The 16,390-nt window shown below is 47.7% G+C and carries 15 protein-coding genes and 1 riboswitch; of the genes, 7 read left to right on the top strand and 8 right to left on the bottom strand.

Features of this window, described 5'->3' with window-relative positions:
* Nucleotides 1–5 precede the first annotated feature (5 nt).
* The 5 genes from NSQ20_RS03500 to NSQ20_RS03480 all read left to right on the top strand — a co-directional run bounded on the left by NSQ20_RS03500 (nt 6) and on the right by NSQ20_RS03480 (nt 4,359).
* Nucleotides 6–956 carry a YafY family protein gene (locus NSQ20_RS03500; RefSeq protein ID WP_340031825.1) on the top strand — a complete coding sequence of 317 codons (951 nt, stop codon included), beginning with the start codon at nt 6–8 and terminating at the stop codon, nt 954–956.
* 73 nt (nt 957–1,029) lie between these two features.
* A complete protein-coding gene (locus NSQ20_RS03495; RefSeq protein WP_340031824.1) occupies nt 1,030–1,848 on the top strand; it encodes a zinc ribbon domain-containing protein in 819 nt (272 codons plus the stop codon).
* A gap of 466 nt (nt 1,849–2,314) precedes the next feature.
* Nucleotides 2,315–2,482, top strand: coding sequence for a hypothetical protein (locus NSQ20_RS03490; RefSeq protein WP_017690769.1), 168 nt, complete (start codon nt 2,315–2,317; stop codon nt 2,480–2,482).
* 182 nt (nt 2,483–2,664) lie between these two features.
* Nucleotides 2,665–3,354, top strand: coding sequence for a hypothetical protein (locus NSQ20_RS03485; RefSeq protein ID WP_076320206.1), 690 nt, complete (start codon nt 2,665–2,667; stop codon nt 3,352–3,354).
* Between the two features lie 228 nt (nt 3,355–3,582).
* Complete coding sequence (locus NSQ20_RS03480; protein ID WP_101315048.1) at nt 3,583–4,359, top strand: hypothetical protein; 777 nt, start codon at nt 3,583–3,585, stop codon at nt 4,357–4,359.
* Between the two features lie 362 nt (nt 4,360–4,721).
* On the opposite strand, the gene thiC is transcribed toward NSQ20_RS03480, so the two are convergent.
* Complete coding sequence (gene thiC, locus NSQ20_RS03475) at nt 4,722–6,506, bottom strand: phosphomethylpyrimidine synthase ThiC (protein WP_340032987.1); 1,785 nt, start codon at nt 6,504–6,506, stop codon at nt 4,722–4,724.
* A 417-nt stretch (nt 6,507–6,923) separates the two neighbouring features.
* Nucleotides 6,924–7,037, bottom strand: a riboswitch (TPP riboswitch).
* Between the two features lie 149 nt (nt 7,038–7,186).
* Nucleotides 7,187–7,930: an IclR family transcriptional regulator gene (locus NSQ20_RS03470; RefSeq protein ID WP_017690772.1), complete on the bottom strand. Its 744-nt coding sequence runs from the start codon at nt 7,928–7,930 to the stop codon at nt 7,187–7,189.
* A gap of 359 nt (nt 7,931–8,289) precedes the next feature.
* Between NSQ20_RS03470 and NSQ20_RS03465 the strand changes: the two genes are divergently transcribed.
* Together NSQ20_RS03465 and NSQ20_RS03460 are read left to right on the top strand one after the other, a co-directional pair.
* Complete coding sequence (locus tag NSQ20_RS03465) at nt 8,290–9,315, top strand: alpha/beta hydrolase (RefSeq protein WP_074093397.1); 1,026 nt, start codon at nt 8,290–8,292, stop codon at nt 9,313–9,315.
* Between the two features lie 148 nt (nt 9,316–9,463).
* Nucleotides 9,464–10,744 carry a Fe-Mn family superoxide dismutase gene (locus NSQ20_RS03460; RefSeq protein WP_340031823.1) on the top strand — a complete coding sequence of 427 codons (1,281 nt, stop codon included), beginning with the start codon at nt 9,464–9,466 and terminating at the stop codon, nt 10,742–10,744.
* Nucleotides 10,745–10,892: 148 nt separating this feature from the next.
* Here NSQ20_RS03460 and NSQ20_RS03455 read toward each other — a convergent pair whose 3' ends face one another.
* The 6 genes from NSQ20_RS03455 to queG all read right to left on the bottom strand — a co-directional run bounded on the left by NSQ20_RS03455 (nt 10,893) and on the right by queG (nt 16,240).
* Nucleotides 10,893–11,117, bottom strand: a complete 225-nt coding sequence (locus NSQ20_RS03455) for a hypothetical protein (RefSeq protein ID WP_036614132.1) — start codon at nt 11,115–11,117, stop codon at nt 10,893–10,895.
* Between the two features lie 70 nt (nt 11,118–11,187).
* Nucleotides 11,188–12,042, bottom strand: a complete 855-nt coding sequence (locus NSQ20_RS03450) for a lipoate--protein ligase family protein (RefSeq protein ID WP_282319484.1) — start codon at nt 12,040–12,042, stop codon at nt 11,188–11,190.
* 189 nt (nt 12,043–12,231) lie between these two features.
* Nucleotides 12,232–12,825, bottom strand: coding sequence for a GTP cyclohydrolase I FolE (gene folE, locus NSQ20_RS03445; protein ID WP_036668229.1), 594 nt, complete (start codon nt 12,823–12,825; stop codon nt 12,232–12,234).
* Between the two features lie 58 nt (nt 12,826–12,883).
* A complete protein-coding gene (locus NSQ20_RS03440; RefSeq protein ID WP_017690778.1) occupies nt 12,884–13,147 on the bottom strand; it encodes a YneF family protein in 264 nt (87 codons plus the stop codon).
* A 165-nt stretch (nt 13,148–13,312) separates the two neighbouring features.
* On the bottom strand, nt 13,313–14,344 hold the full coding sequence (locus NSQ20_RS03435; RefSeq protein WP_017690779.1) for an HD domain-containing phosphohydrolase: 1,032 nt from the start codon (nt 14,342–14,344) through the stop codon (nt 13,313–13,315).
* Nucleotides 14,345–14,359: 15 nt separating this feature from the next.
* Entirely contained in the window at nt 14,360–16,240 is a 1,881-nt protein-coding gene (queG, locus tag NSQ20_RS03430; protein ID WP_076329857.1) for a tRNA epoxyqueuosine(34) reductase QueG, read from the bottom strand.
* Nucleotides 16,241–16,390: the final 150 nt, after the last annotated feature.

Raw genomic sequence — 16,390 nt, 5'->3', positions numbered from 1 at the left:
TACATATGAAACTGGAGCGTTTATTAGCCATCGTAGTGCTGCTAATCAATCGTGGACGGGTACAAGCCAAAGACTTGGCAGATATGTTCGAAGTATCGATCCGGACCATCTATCGGGACATCGATACATTGGGTCAAGCAGGTATCCCTGTAGTGACGTATCAGGGGGCAAGCGGCGGGATTGGTCTGGCAGAGGGTTACCGTCTGGATCGAAACGTATTAACAGACAAGGACCTCGCTTCCATCGTCACTGCACTACGCAGTGTATCCACTTCCCATGCTAATGCGGCGCGTGAGCTTCTGGTCGAAAAACTCAGCAGTATCGTCCCTGAATCCAAAAATGACGATTTTCAGGCCAATACCAATCGATTCATCGTGGATTATTCAACTTGGACACATCCCGAAGCGCTGAAAATCAAGCTTGAACTTATCGAACAGGGTATGGATCAATTACGCCCCGTAACCTTTACCTACTGCAGTGCGGAAGGTATCCATACTCATCGAACCGCCGACCCTCATACCATCGTACTCAAAAAGCATTCCTGGTATCTGTATGCTTTTTGTCACGAGCGGAATCAATTTCGCATGTTCAAGCTTGTGCGCATGCAAGATGTCACACTTGCTAATGAGCACTTCGAGCGTAAAGTCATCAACCCACAGGACAGACCCTGGCAACAGGAATGGAGCCGTCCGGACAATCAAGCTAGGTTAACCTTGAAATTCCATGCTCGAGTCCGTCATATTGCGGAAGAATGGTTTGGGATCGAGAACGTCATGCCTGATGGGACTGGGTATTATATCAGCCAAGTTGCTTTTCCCGAGGATAGCTGGTTATATGGGTTCATTCTGGGCTTCGGCGCGGACGTTGAAGTATTGGAACCTCAGCATATTCGGGATGAAATCTGCCGTATCGCCGAGCAAATTGTACAAAATTATATACCCCCAACTCAAACCTGACAGACAGCTGTCCAGTTCCTCCTCGTATACTTCAGATATATTCAATCTCTACATATATGAGGAGGAACTAATCATGAACGTTACTGTATGTCAAAGCTGCGGCATGCCGCTCACAACCCCTTCCCAATTCGGAACGGAAGCAGATGGAAGCACAACCCGTGAGTATTGTATCTATTGTTACAAAGAGGGCAAGTTTGAGCAGCCCGGTATGTCACTTGAAGGCATGACGGAGATGTGCACTGCCATTCTGAAGGACGAAGGCATGGATGAGGAATCCGCTGGTTCGATGCTGCGTAACCAGCTTCCTTTTTTGAAACGTTGGCGCACAAATACCACGGATCAACACACAGAATCTCTGGCTGAAAACTCTACTGCTTCCGCTAATCCTGGTCAGGTAACAACAGAGCATTCGTTCTCTGCCCAGCCCGTTCGTTATGTCACGCTCCCTGGCAAACGTCTTGCCGGCGTATCCGCCCGCACAACCAACGCCATTGAGATCAGTGGCAAAGGTTGTATTCAGGGACTCTGGAACAATTATTTTGCCTCAGAGCACCTCCCTGCACCTGAAGTTGTTCGCTATGGTTGTTACACGGATTACACCGATGGGATAACCGGAGAATACACCATACTGGTAGGGCATGAGGTCAGTCCGAACGAATCGTTGCCTGAGGGATTGGACGACATTTTACTCCCTCCTGCAACTTACGCCATATTCACTTCCAGAAAAGGACCGATGGCAGAGGTTGTTGGCGAAGCTTGGGGAGCCGTGTGGGCATGGGATAAACAAAGCGATCGTACGTTCACCGGGGATTTTGAATTATATGATGAACGCAGCCTGAATCCCGAAAGTGTACAAGTGGATATATACATCGCTGTTCGCCAAAGTAGATAAAACCAACACGATACCACCTCAGACAGAATCAAAGTTTCATCGCATCCTTCTTCATATCAAGCAAGCTGCCGGGTTCGCTCGGCAGTTTTTTTGTTATATCCGGAACTACATTATCCCCTAAACAACCCGACCATGGTACCAAGTTAGTTAGCATGCTTTGCATCATTTAACCAGATAATATGCCTCATATGCGGGTACCATTGACTTCCTTAAAATTGGGACTATTCACATAACAACCGATTCGATCCTCCCATATCAAACCTTTCATATTAGGTCCTTTACTCCTGAATTTCCCTAAAAACGTTTACATCTCCTTAAAACCGGGTAAAATCACTACAATCCAATTGGAATTACGCTTTAAACTCTTTTATTTCGTCTAACAAGTCACATGTACCTATATGCGCACCTGGCATGGTAACCAGTCGAAATACATAATCCAAAAAAACGCATCAAAGGAGGAACCAAGATGATCCGCATGCCTATTCAGCAAATGATCCCGTACCATCACCAATATCCGCGCAACACGGCGACCACTGCTCCTAAAAAGGAGAATGAGAACACTCAAGGTCTATCCTTTCATGAAATTCTGCAACAAAAAATGGCGAAGAAAAATGCTTCTCCTTCCCTTAGATAAAAATGGACACCGGACCGACCCTAGTTGAGTCAGGTTATCAACCGTCTTTCCGCAGCTTGGCGGAAGGGCGGTTATTGGCGTTGAGCCATAAACGACTGTACAGTTCTCAGGCATGTTTCTATAATGGTTTAAATATCTAAAAGATCCATGACATATACGAACTGTTAAAGGGGACTTAGCACATGACCACCATTGGTTGTTTTCACGCTCATTATTCCAACATCGCCTTAATTGAAGAGACGCTTGCTCCTTATGAAGTTGAATTGGTCCATTACGTCGATCCAGGTCTGGACCGTCTTAAACATGACGCTGACTTTTCCGAGGTCATTATTCACGAGAAGGTAGCCCAGACGCTCCAATGGATCGCTGAGTGTCATGCCGATGCCATTCTGGTCACCTGCACCCTGTTTGCGACAGTACTGGAGCAGGAAGCCATACAGGTCCCTGTGCCTGTGATCGGCATAGATGATCCGTTATTGCAGGAGATGCGGCGAGTACCAGGAGATTACATAATATCATTCACCAACCCGGCAACTATTGAAGGAACGATGGCACGGTTGAATCAGGCATTACAGCAAGAGGATGAGAATGGGCAACTACACGTTGCCAAGACCTCTCAGACGGAAGCGGTGTGCATCCCTGGGACATTTGAGTTGATTATGCGTGGAGATCAGCAAGGGTATCTCGAAGCGGTACGAAAAGGCTTACAGCAGATTGCTGAGCAGTACCCGGGTAAAGCGGTAGTGGCGGCCCAACTGTCTATGGCTCCCGCTGCTGCACAGGTTACAATAGATCGCGGTATTCCAATCCATAGCCCGCTGGCATTGCTTGCAACGTATTTGGAGAAGGATTTGGGCTTGGCTCGACAGTAGCTGCATCAAACAATTAATTGATACAAATTGGATGTGCTCCTGTGATCTAGTTAAGAGTTAGTATAATAAATATAAGTATGTTTAATTTATTATTTACATAAATACATATTAATCCTAATTTATAAAATAATAATTAAATATACATAATTTAGGTATACAAACCTAGGGTTATATGATAAATTTATATTGTTATAATTTAACAAATTACTCAGAGGGTGAGGTTTTACATTGAAATTATTGCGTTTATCGAAGTTACTGTTGGTTTGCTGTCTATGCCTATTACTTATTCCTACCAGTGCTTTCGCTTCTGCAGAGAATAAAACTGTGAAATTGGATATAACTTTATTAAAGCAGGGTATTCCTTATGAAGTAATAGAATCCTGGAGCCCTGAGTTTAAGAAAAGTCTTTCGAAAGAAGATGGATCAATTGAAGTAGTGGCTCATGAAAAAGCCTCAGCACCTGAATTCAACGGAGAGGTTGGACCACTTGGAAATATCAAGGATGATCAATTTGACTATTATATAACCATAGTTCGAACTGATAATGTTAATAATCGTGAGCGGTTTATGGTTGCATTAACAGGAAAGTGGAAATCAATGCCTTTTTGGCGCTTATCTGATGCTTATGGCGCTTCTTTTGATAAAGAAATTTGGAGAACAGTTCCAGGTTCTGGGTATTATGAAGATAAAGTCAAGTATAGCGGAAACTCTACGTTTACAACTTTAGGAAGTGGACGTAATTTCTCATATACTGGTGAGAATGGTGTTGGATTCAATGCTGATCTCAAAGGGGGCATTATTATAACAGAACAGGTTGCCTCTGCCGTCTTTACAATAGAACATAAAAAGCAAGGAAATCAAAGTGGTCTATCTCAAATACAATCCAATTACTACCACATTAAAGGTACGGGCAGTGTAGGATTGAGTTTTGGAGCTCTAGAGGTTAGCTTCTCAGGCTCTGCTGATAATGATTCCAGAGGTACACTTAAAAATTTTAATTATTAATAAAGTCTTTGTTAAATATGTTTATGTAATATAAGGTAGAATAAATTTAAATTAACAAAAGAGAACGATATAAAAATCGTTCTCTTTTACACATTTCACTCAAAAAGAGAGGTGAATAAATTAATGCGATTTTTATATATTTTTATCTTGTTCCTAGTCGGTATGGGTTCTTCCGCACTTCTACATGCTAGTAATCTTAAACTTTCTGATGGCGTGCTGTTTGTCATCGCAGGTATCCTATTTCAGATTTGGCGTAAGTTGGATTGAATCCAAGAGTTACGGTGAAGCGGGTTTGGCCTTGTCCAAACATTAATCAATATTTATAATTTAAAGCTTCAAAAAACCTTCATCACTTGGCTCCCTTAGGAGCGTGTCCGATATTCCTCGGCTTTTTCCTGCATCCCGGCAGCTACAGCCTCATTCTCGGACAACCCTTTGTCTGCGGCAAAGGCACGAATGTCCTGCGTGATGCGCATGCTACAGAACTTTGGTCCACACATGGAGCAGAAATGAGCTTCTTTGGCCCCTTCTGCCGGCAGTGTCTCATCATGGTAGGACAGCGCACGTTCCGGGTCCAGCGACAGGTTGAACTGGTCCCGCCAGCGGAACTCGAAGCGTGCCTTGGACAATGCGTCATCGCGGCGCTGGGCACGTGGATGGCCTTTCGCCAGATCGGCGGCATGAGCTGCGATCTTGTAGGCGATGACCCCTTCCCGCACATCATCCTTGTTGGGCAGGCCCAAATGTTCTTTTGGCGTAACATAACAGAGCATGGACGTGCCGAACCAACCAATCATGGCCGCACCAATGGCGGATGTGATGTGATCGTAACCCGGGGCAATGTCGGTCGTCAGCGGCCCCAGCGTATAGAACGGTGCCTCTTTACAGATCTCCATCTGCAAGTCCACATTCTCTTTGATCTTATGCATCGGCACATGCCCCGGACCTTCGATCATCACCTGCACATCATGCTTCCATGCGATCTGCGTCAGTTCCCCGAGCGTAGCCAGTTCCGCCATCTGAGCTTCGTCATTCGCATCGTAGATACTACCTGGACGAAGTCCATCTCCCAGCGAAAACGCCACATCATACCTTTTCATAATCTCGCAGATTTCTTCAAAATGAATGTACAAAAAGTTCTCCTGATGATGCGCAAGGCACCATGCTGCCATAATGGACCCACCGCGAGATACAATGCCTGTCATCCGCTTGGCCGTCATAGGGATATAACGCAGCAATACACCTGCATGAATCGTAAAGTAGTCCACGCCCTGCTCTGCCTGCTCTATGAGTGTGTCACGGTACAACTCCCAAGTCAGCGCTTCCGCTTCGCCATTCACCTTTTCCAGCGCCTGATACAGCGGCACCGTACCAATCGGCACAGGTGAATTGCGGATAATCCATTCCCGGGTGGTATGAATGTTTTTGCCTGTGGATAGATCCATCACGGTATCCGATCCCCAGCGTACCGCCCAAGTCATCTTCTCCACCTCTTCCTCGATGGAGGAAGATACAGAAGAGTTGCCTATATTGGCATTGATCTTCACATGAAAATGACGACCAATCAACATCGGCTCACTCTCCGGGTGATTGATGTTGGACGGCAGGATGGCCCGTCCACTCGCCAGCTCCTGTCTTACAAATTCCGGTTCCACGCCTTCACGAATAGCGGCGAACTCCATCTCTGCCGTAATGACTCCCTGCCTCGCATAATGCATCTGAGTCACACAGCGTCCTGTCTGTGCTCGCAGCGGTTTGCCTCGTAATCCAGGGTACTCTTCGGCTCCAGCTCTCTTTCCTCCGGGCTTCAGTCCGTTATCCTCCGGTTTAACCGTACGGCCTTGATAAGCTTCAACATCGCCACGCTCTGTGATCCAGCGAGTGCGCAGGGCTGGCAAACCTGCGCGGATATCCGCATGAAATGCGGGATCGATCATCGGGCCGCTCGTATCGTAGACACGCAACGGTTCGTTATGCTCCACCCCTTGGGGAGTATTCGTGTCATGAAGGGCTATCTCACGCTCCGGTACAGCAATGTCCGGCCGTGAGCCCTGAATGTAGACTTTGCGGCTGCCCGGAAAGGGCTGGACCCGTCCGGCCGCCCCTGTTTCTTTTTCCACCTGCTGACCGTTATGTTCCTGTTCCATCGCTTGTTGTCCCGTTTGATTTCCTGTACTCATGTTCACTTGTCTCCTCCTCAGTGTTCGTCGCTTGTTTGGTTGGTTTCATCATTAGCTCGCTTACGTACCTGTCCCAAATCATGCGCAATGCAGAGAAGAAAGAGCGATCCTACACCAGACCAGGGGAGACACTTTTCATGTACAGTTAACAACAGACGGAGGCTGCCACAGATCATCGATCTATAAGACTTCCCTCCTCATCCAAGCCCACTTCCGCAGGTTATCGAAAAAGAAGCCCATAAAATCCGCGCTATATCGCCCGTTCCCTGTATATAAAAAAGCCGGTCCCCGAAGGAACCGACTTTTATGTCCATCACCAATAATGCACCTTTATGCAGCTCCTTAACGGAGCCCTACAAGGGTCACATCATGTGGTGGTTGTGGTCATATCGCCGATTACTTCCCTACGCTGGTATGATCCAGATCAGGTGCAAAGGGTCCGGAATCTCATGCGATTCCGTCTCAGTCCGGACAATTCGGACTCCCCCAGTAACGTTAATTAGTTGCAGCTTACATAAGCCGCCGTTCATATTCAATGAAGCTGGCCCCGCTGGGCCGTCCATTACAGAGTAGCGCAACCGGAACATAAAAACAACCTTTATATTCCAAATGATCAAACTCTATTGGAGAAAAAACTTACATCAACATCAGGATAACATGAGCCCCATTTGCGTAGCAGCATCCTTCAACACAGGTGCGTATTCATGCAATGTCTCCTGCGAAAGTCGGCTGACAGGTCCTGAGACCGAGAGGGCAGCTGCAATATTGCCTCTGCGATCCATAATCGGTACAGATACCGCGGCAGCTCCCGGCTCACGTTCCTCGTAACTTGTGGCATATCCGTTATCCCGGATATCTCCCATCTGCGCTAAATACACCGCGGGATCAATAAACACCGGCCATTCCGGCCCGTTCATCAGTTCTTCACGATCCTCGTCCGTGGCAAACGCCATCAGGACTTTGCTGGAAGCCCCCACAGACAGCGGGAGTCTAACACCAACGGGAGCAACTCGGCGGATCGCCTGATCACTTTGCACAGCCTGAATCCGTATCCGTTCACTGCCATCACGCAGGTACAGACTCACGGTCTCCCCCAATCGATCTCTCAGTCGCTCCATCGCAGGCAACAGCAGAATAGCGGGATCATCACTGCGGGACATATGAGCTGACAGCTCCCAGATTCGGATGCCAAGTCGGTACTTCTCTGTTGCTGCATCGCGGATCACGAACCCTCGATCCTCCAGCGTAGCCATCAAACGGTGGACTGTACTTTTGTGCAGGCCGATCTGGCTGGCAATTTCGGTGAGTCCCAGATCACTGCGTGTGGTAAAACATAATAATATATCCAGCGCCCGTTCCACAGCCCGGACGGTTAACTTGCGATCTTCCATGGCATAATGCCCTCCTCATGTTTCATCACATGAAACTTGGTTACATAAATTATATGAGAAACGGTCTCATCTGTAAACCAAAAAGAGCCAAAATCAAAATAGGCAAACGTGTAAATTTTTCCTTTTTATAAGACTTAATCCCCTGTAATTTACACACTAAGGTAATTTTACCCATATATCTTAAGAACTATATAACAATTGCGTAACAAATGCCCTCAATCAATTGACTTTGACTATATTGGAACATACGATAAAGATATATTACATTAAGATATCGCTCTGAAGCAGGCTCTGAAATCGACGCAATTCTCTTTTCATGTCGTTGTTATCTTCAACTGAACTTCAAAGGAGGGGCATTCATGTATCAATCATCCCAGAGCGAAGCCCCGCTGCAAACAAAAGTGTCCGATCTGCCCTCTTCCCTATCACCGAGGCTGATTCGGTTCAAACATATTATCGTAGCGTTGCTGCTCTCCGTTGTATTTTTTCTACTGTTTTGTTTTATCGCACTGCATGGTTATATCGCATGGGTATTATCCAATCCTACTGTAGCGCCGGTCTTCTCCAATCCGATGCAGGCCAAGAACATGAAGTACGAAGACATCACGTTCCCGGCAGCAGATGGCAGCCGGACGATGCAGGGATGGTATATACCTGCTGACAATGCTGCAAGCAAAACGATTATTTTCAGTCACGGCTATGGTGCCAATCGTGAAGAAACATGGGTACCCATGTATGACCTGGCACACTATGCCCATCAACTTGGGTTCAACGTGGTGATGTTCGATTACGGCTTCGCTTCTCAAGTGAACAAAGCTGTAGCCACAGGTGGCAAAGCTGAGTCACAGCAATTGCTGGGTGCCATCCAGTTCGCCAAGCAGCGCGGTGCGCAGGAACTGGTTGTCTGGGGCTTCTCGATGGGTGCCGGTACGGCGCTTCAAACCGGACTGATTACGAAGGAAGTGGATGCAATGATTCTGGACAGTGCGTTCCTGCTGGAGCCAGATACGCTGTACCACAACATTCACAACCAGATCGATTTGCCACGTCAGCCTACACTGGAGATCATGAAACTGTTGTTCCCTGTTCTGAATGGTACCGGATTACAACAGATTCCATACCAGGAAGTGAAAAAGAAAGATTATCCGTTCCCGATTTTCTTCATCCATGGTACAGAGGACGAGAAGGCGCCTTATCCAATTGCGGAGCAACTCGCCGCCAACCAGACCAATCCGTACTCCGATGTATGGATTGTCCAGGATGCGCATCATGAGTTGATCTTCCGGGAGCATCCAAAGGAATATCTGCGCCGTGTCTCAACTTTCCTGAGTCATGTAACGAAAACAAGCAGTGACGATGTGCAAAACACGAATAATGGAGAATAACCAAATTTCAATCATCGAATTTATTCCAGAGCCCTCAGGGGCTCTTTTTTTGCACTCATAGGACAACAAGCTCGCGGAATATACTCTTGGGACGCATGAACAGACGGTCTGCATGCAATGAATTTCATCTGAAGGAGGTTCAACATAGATGAACTGGTATGGATATGGTCACCTGCTGCCTCTGCGGACATTGGAGGAAATCCGTTTCTGGAAAGAGCAGGAGAAAGAACATACACTCGTCATTCGTGCCCTGGTTCCTGATCTGGAGCCCCCATACGTCAAGCTACTGGAGGAATGGGAGGTTACCTTTGCAAACAGTGAGCGAGTAGCCAATCAGCTTTTAAAACAACTATTGCCCGCAACCCATCCGCCTGCTCCCTACATCGTTCGTTGTATCGATCAACTTGTGTTGGCAGCTCGGCAGCAATCGAGAGAGTTCATCAAACAGCTGTATGTTCTTCTGGAGCAAAGTGCTGCTGTGCAAGCTGTTCCGCTTGCCAAAGTACTCATTCTGCACTTTATCCGCGAGTCGGAGTATTTTCTGGGCGTATTGGATACGCTTGGCCAACCTGGCATCTTACGCGAAACGGATTCGGAGCCATCACTTTTTCTGGAAAATGCGTTGCATACGTCAGAGTCAGGAAGCATCCATCGCCAAGCTTCAGAAGCTCCAACTTCTCCAGAGGGAAATGTAAATGCACCTGCCGGTTCAGCTCATATCCAATCCGCAACCATTCAACCACCTTCTACCGGAACAACACAAGCCACACCCAGCTCTACAGCACCTCCTGTAAAAGAAAAGCCGGTTCCCATTGGAGGACACACACTGCCTCCCCTTCCCTATGCGTACAATGCACTGGAGCCACATATTGATGAGCTGACGATGCGTATCCATCATGACAAACACCATCAATCTTATGTGGACGGACTAAATGTAGCAGAGAAGAAGCTGGCGGAATCGCGAAAAAAGAATAACTTTGAACTCATCAAACATTGGGAACGTGAACTTGCCTTCAACGGGGCAGGCCACTACCTGCATACGATCTTCTGGACAATTATGAACCCTGCTGGCGGCGGCAAACCTTCCGGTATGCTCGCAGAGCAGATCAAGCGAGATTTCGGGAGTTATGAAGCGTTTAAGAATCAATTCACAGAAGCCGCGAACAAGGTGGAAGGCAGTGGCTGGGCGATGCTTGTCTGGAGCCCGAGAGCACATCGTTTGGAGATTTTGCAGGCGGAAAAACACCAGAACCTGTCCCAGTCCGATATCGTACCACTCCTGCCACTGGATGTGTGGGAACATGCCTACTATCTGAAACATCAGAATGAACGCAAAAAGTATATCGAGGATTGGTGGAACGTTGTCTACTGGCCCGCTGTGGCCGAGCGTTACGAAACGGCACGCAAGTTGTTGTGGCCGCCTTATTAAGCTTGGGGTTAGATGGTTTAGAGAAAAAAAGAGATATCTCCAGCCGAATGACTGAACGATATCTCTTTTGGTGTATACAAAAAAGCAAGCCTCCTGTAAAAAGAGACTTGCTTGTATTTTGAGAGACTTCCTATTTCTAAATGTTCACTTAAGAAGCACAGCCCTCGCAAGCCACATAGTTGTCGCCAACCTGTTTGCTAATGGAGATCAGATCGCCCAGCTTGATATCAGACTCATCTGTAAACTCCAGATCGGCTATACGTGCAACGATCAGTGCAGCAGCCTCTTCCTTGCTTGTTGCCATTTGGCTGAACTCGGATTTTTCGCCTGTTGATACAACCTCATATAAATACGTATATCTCAATGTGTCCATCCTAACACTCTCCTTCCGAAATCACATCATATCATCTCTATTAACCAATTCCAAGCCCTAGTAAAAAGTGTTAATCGTAGCGCAGCTTCATCTGCTCAGCTGTCAGGCGTACTTCTTCAGAGCCAACGCTAAGCACCCTGCTGGTCTCCGCAAGTGGATAGCGATCTCGCAGTGTCCGAACCAAAGCCGCAGTATATGCCGCAGCCGAAGGTACACCTGCCAATTCTTTCAGACTTGCCATCGTGCCAGGCTGAACATCGGGATATCCTTCACTCGCCCCGCCTGCTGCATGCTGATAGAATTGTCGCACATCTGCTGCCAATTGATCACCCTGACCGTCCACGATGATAAAAGCCGTAATGATATACGCCTTTGCCTGCCTGCGCTGGGCAATACCACAGAATTTTAGGCCACCTACACTGACATCATAATCTCCCGGGCAAAAAGCACCCTGAACCTCGCCTGTCTGCGCCTGATTCGACCACGGCGTTAGCGACTCGGCAATAATCGAAGCCATCTCCCGGAAATCATCATGAATATTGATGGCATGTCCGGGATTAGGCAGAATCAGCGACACATTAACTACCCCTGGGGTTAAGGGTACTGCCGCTCCACCCGAAGGCCGAACACAGACCGCTGTCCCTTGGCTTCTAATCTGTTCCATCGCTTCTACAGCCTGTGGCAACCTGCGGTCACGCAGACCCGCTACAAAGGCATCTGGGTGTCTCCATATATGTGCAACAGGTAGATGCCCTGCCCCAACCCGCCTGCACATAACTTCTTCCCAAGCAAAAGCTTCGAGTACACTACTCCCTTGTCGCATGAGTGGTGTCTCCCAGATTTGCAGACGCAATGTAGCCTGTTGATCTGCCTGTAGTCCCTTTTCCGGCTGAACCGGTTGATCTGAATGGGAAGGTACACTCATCGTTCCATTACCTCCGGCTTAACGAATTCATATGTATCCAGTATATAGGAATGACAACGCATATATAAATAAGCCGGTTCCCAGGGAACACGGCTTATTTATATCATATCCTATGGCTTAGAAACTGCTGCTTCCAAAACCAAAGGAACTTACTCATCCGGCTTGTCCAGCGAGTGGACATACCTGATCTTAATCTTTTACCAAAGACAAGAACTCTGCACGTTGTGCCGGATTCTCACGGAAAGAACCACGTACAGCAGACGTCACCGTCTTGCTTCCCGGTTTCTTCACGCCGCGGGAACACATGCACAAGTGCTCGCCTTCCACAACGACCATAACTCCATGAGGTTCAACGGCCTCTGTCAGAATGTCAGCGATCTGTGAAGTAATACGTTCCTGAACTTGAAGGCGACGTGTTACTGCTTCGACCAGACGAGCCATTTTGCTCAGACCAACGATCTTGCCGCTTGGTACATACCCAATGTGCACCTTGCCGAAGAACGGCGCCATGTGGTGCTCACACTGACTGTAGTAGACAATATCCTTGACGATAACCAGTTCTTCATGATTCTCGTCAAACGTGACACCGAGCACATCGCGCGGGTCTACTTCATATCCGCCAAAAATTTCTTCATACATTCGGGTCACACGTGCAGGCGTTTCAAGCAACCCTTCACGTGTACTATCTTCTCCGATCAATTTCAGGATCTGCTCTACATGATACTCGATCTTCTCCCGATTGTCGGATACTTTTGAATTCAAATAATCTTTAACGCCAGCCACTGCCAAACGCCTCCTTTCGAACCACAATAAGGTAAGCAGTTATTTCACTTCACTGCTATTATTTTCGGCGGCCCGAACTTTTACGCGCAGGATGCTGTTGCGGCTGAGGCATTTTCGCTCCTGGCTGCTGATTCTTCATCATCTGCTGGGCACGCTGCATTTGCTTGCCATTCAGGTTGTAGCCCATTTGCTTCGCCATTTTCTGAAGCATGTCCGGATTGCTTTGCATTTTCTCAAGTTGTTTACGCAAGTAGAACACCCCGATGAAAAATCCCCCGACCAGACCAACAATCAATGTAATAATCGGTATAACAATATCCATCTCTTAGACACCTCTGTATGCATTCTAAAAAGCCTGATAATCTGTGTCACTTCATGATGTTTGACACACATGTTGCAAACCTGACACAGAGCGGATTTCCTGAAAGTATCATAGCATTTCCGCACGCCTTGAGCAAACGGATTTTCCAGTTGAACCGCACACAAGCTACGTCATGACAGCTTCAATGAAAACGGTTGTATGCTGAGCCAGATCGATTTCAACCACATCCAGAGAATAACGCGTACTTCCGCGCGCCACCCTGATTACAGGTCTGCCGGGTAATCCCCGATGTTGACGCACAATGACTCCAGTCTCTTTGGTAGACAGTCGTACCGCTGTACCATTGGGATACACGGATACACTCTTATTGAACTCAATCAGAATGTCCCGATCCAGCTTTGTACCAGACAACGCCATCATCTCTTCACAGGCCTCATGTGGCATCAAACTGTCCTTGGATAAACCATTAATGAGATTATCATAGATATTAGCCACACTAACGATTCTCGCAAACAGATGAATGTCACTCCCCTTGATCCCTCTCGGCATGCCTGTACCATCTACATGCTCATGATGTTGCAGGGCCGTATGGGCGACCAACAGACTGAACTCCCGTTTGTTCTTAATCACTTCAAATCCACGCCATGTATGGTGCAGCGAAGAATTTGCAGCAGAGCCACTGCCAGGAGGTTCCCCCACTTTGCCAATATCATGCAATAATGCCCCCACAGCAAGGTCCTTCAGTTGATTATAATTGAGTCCCATATTCAGTCCGATGACCGAAGACAACAAACATACATTCATCGCATGAACATACTGTGCATTGTCTTTGGTACGAATATCGGTGAGCTGCACAAGCATTTCACGCCCGTTCAGTACATCATTCAGCAACTTCTCTATACTGAGGGCAACTTTTCTCGGACTCCAGTCTTTCCCGGATCGAATGGATTCGAGTGTGACACTCATTTCATTAATTATTGCCCGTTTCGTGGTTTCATCCAGAATGTCTTCTGCATCCACATCTTTATACGCTTCATCCTGGATGTATAACATGGTCACGCCAATACGCTTCAACGTATTGACCATGTATACGGTGAGCTGGACTCCGGCAGACAGCAGTACCGTGCCGTTACTGGAATATACCGTCTTGCCCAGAAGCTCCCCCGCTTCCACGCTCTCCACGTTTACATACTTCATGAACGTCCCCCGCTCTTACGATAGCTGCTCCAATGCGAGCAATTGCTCCTTGGTTTGCAGACCGCCTACATAACCCACCAGGGTACCGTCTTTACCACTGATACGGTGACAGGGAATAATAATCGGAATCGGATTCTTGCTAATGGCGTCCAGAACTGCACGAACAGCCTTGGGTCTGCCGATGATTTCCGCAACCTGTTGGTGTGATGAGGCCTCTCCATAAGATATATCGGACAGAACTTGCCATACTTGTAGCTGGAATGGTGTTCCAAGCCGATCAAGCTGCAAGTCGAACGTTTTTCTCTCCCCTGCAAAATACTCCTTTAACTGCTTTGCAGCTTCGCTGAGCTTCTCTTCATTCTTCTCATATCGATACTCGCCAATCCAGATGCGTGCCCATTGTTGCAGATGAGCTTCGCGTACGTGAAAGGCGCCAAAATCAATGTGACACAGCCCTTCATCCGTCGCGCATAACGTAAGAGTACCAATCGGTGTCAGTACCTCATCGTAGTATACGGGCTTGCCATGAAGACCTGTAACGGCTGAAGGTTTCCACGCTGCGGCTTCCGGTTTGTCAGGCTGTGCAGACTGCTCACTACCCGGTTCAATCCCAGCTTCCATTTTCAAATCCTGTTGTAACGCACGTAAGGCATTGTTCTCGTTGTTCTGTTCCTCTGGCTGCTTCTCACTCACTTGTCCAGCCTGTGGCTGTTTGGGTAAGGTCTCGGACGAACTCAGTCGCTCCTCGGCCTTCTGCAGCATGCTTAGTACGTTCCCATCTTGTTCGTTAGCGGCAGCTTCCCCAATTGCTCTCATGGCGTCTTCTCCTCCAATTCTGCTTAACGCCCAGGCTGCGGTTCCCCGCAACTCGGGGCGCGGATCACGTTTTAATACTTCTGTAAGTTTGGGTACAGCACTTTTGTCTTTGAAATTGCCCAGGGCAATAACGGCGTTGCGTTGAATCGGCTTCTTGCCCCGCCAAGCGGCGGAACTCTGACCAAAACGTTCCTTGAATTCCCGGTTACCGATGTCCAGCAGCGGCAGTAGGAGTGGCTTCACAATCTCCGGATCGGGGTGAAATTCGGGATGGTGATCCCAGTTCTTGCCCCGGTTCTTCGGACAAACAATCTGACACGTATCACAACCGTACAGACGGTTGCCTATTTTCAGCATAAATTCTTCATCCACGAACCCTTTTGTCTGGGTTACAAAAGAAATACAACGCTGTGCATTCAACTGCCCCGGCCCCACTAATGCTCCTGTAGGACAGGCATCGATACATTTTGTACATTCACCGCAGTCTTCGGTCACAGGTGTGTCTGGTTGAAAAGGAATATTCGTTACCAGTTCTCCGAGAAAAATCCATGAACCAAATTTGGGTGATATAATGGCACAGTTTTTGGCACTAAAACCAATCCCCGCACGCTGGGACACCGCACGATCCACCAATGCTCCGGTGTCTACCATGCTTTCGATCATGGCTTCAGGTACGCGTTCCTTTATAAAATTGACCAACTTGTCCATCGCTGCACGCAGGACCTGATGATAATCCTGACCCCAAGCCGAACGGGCAAAAATGCCTCGATACGCACCAGGCTCCGATTTCGGCGGATTCACCATTTTGGATGGGTATGCCACGGCTATTGCAATAAGTGAAGCGGGCTCGCCATCTTTTAAGGCGGGGTGCACCCTTTTTTCAATATCCGGCTCTTCAAAACCTGAAGCATACCCTTTATCCCGCGACTGCTCCAGTAGCGACTTCAGGGAAACAAAGGGATCAGCCGAAGCAAAACCGATATCATCAATGCCCAGTCCGGGGCCAGCTGCCTTGATCTCCTGTTTTAACTTTTCCCATACGGAGGCATCCTGTGCTGCCCCGGTCTGTACGCTCGTCATTTCTCTTCCCTCTCTTCTTCCAACACTTATTCCGTAAATAGTGAACGCCCGCCTCACGGTAAGAGGACAGGCGTTAATTTCTATATATGCCTTGCATACTTGAATTCAAACGGAACGAGTCTATATGGTTTAACGCAAAATGCAATCTGA

Source organism: Paenibacillus sp. FSL K6-1122 (assembly GCF_037977015.1).
Lineage (GTDB): Bacteria > Bacillota > Bacilli > Paenibacillales > Paenibacillaceae > Paenibacillus > Paenibacillus amylolyticus.
Note: the sequence above shows the minus strand (reverse complement) of the source record. Positions and strands in the feature narration are given on the sequence as shown.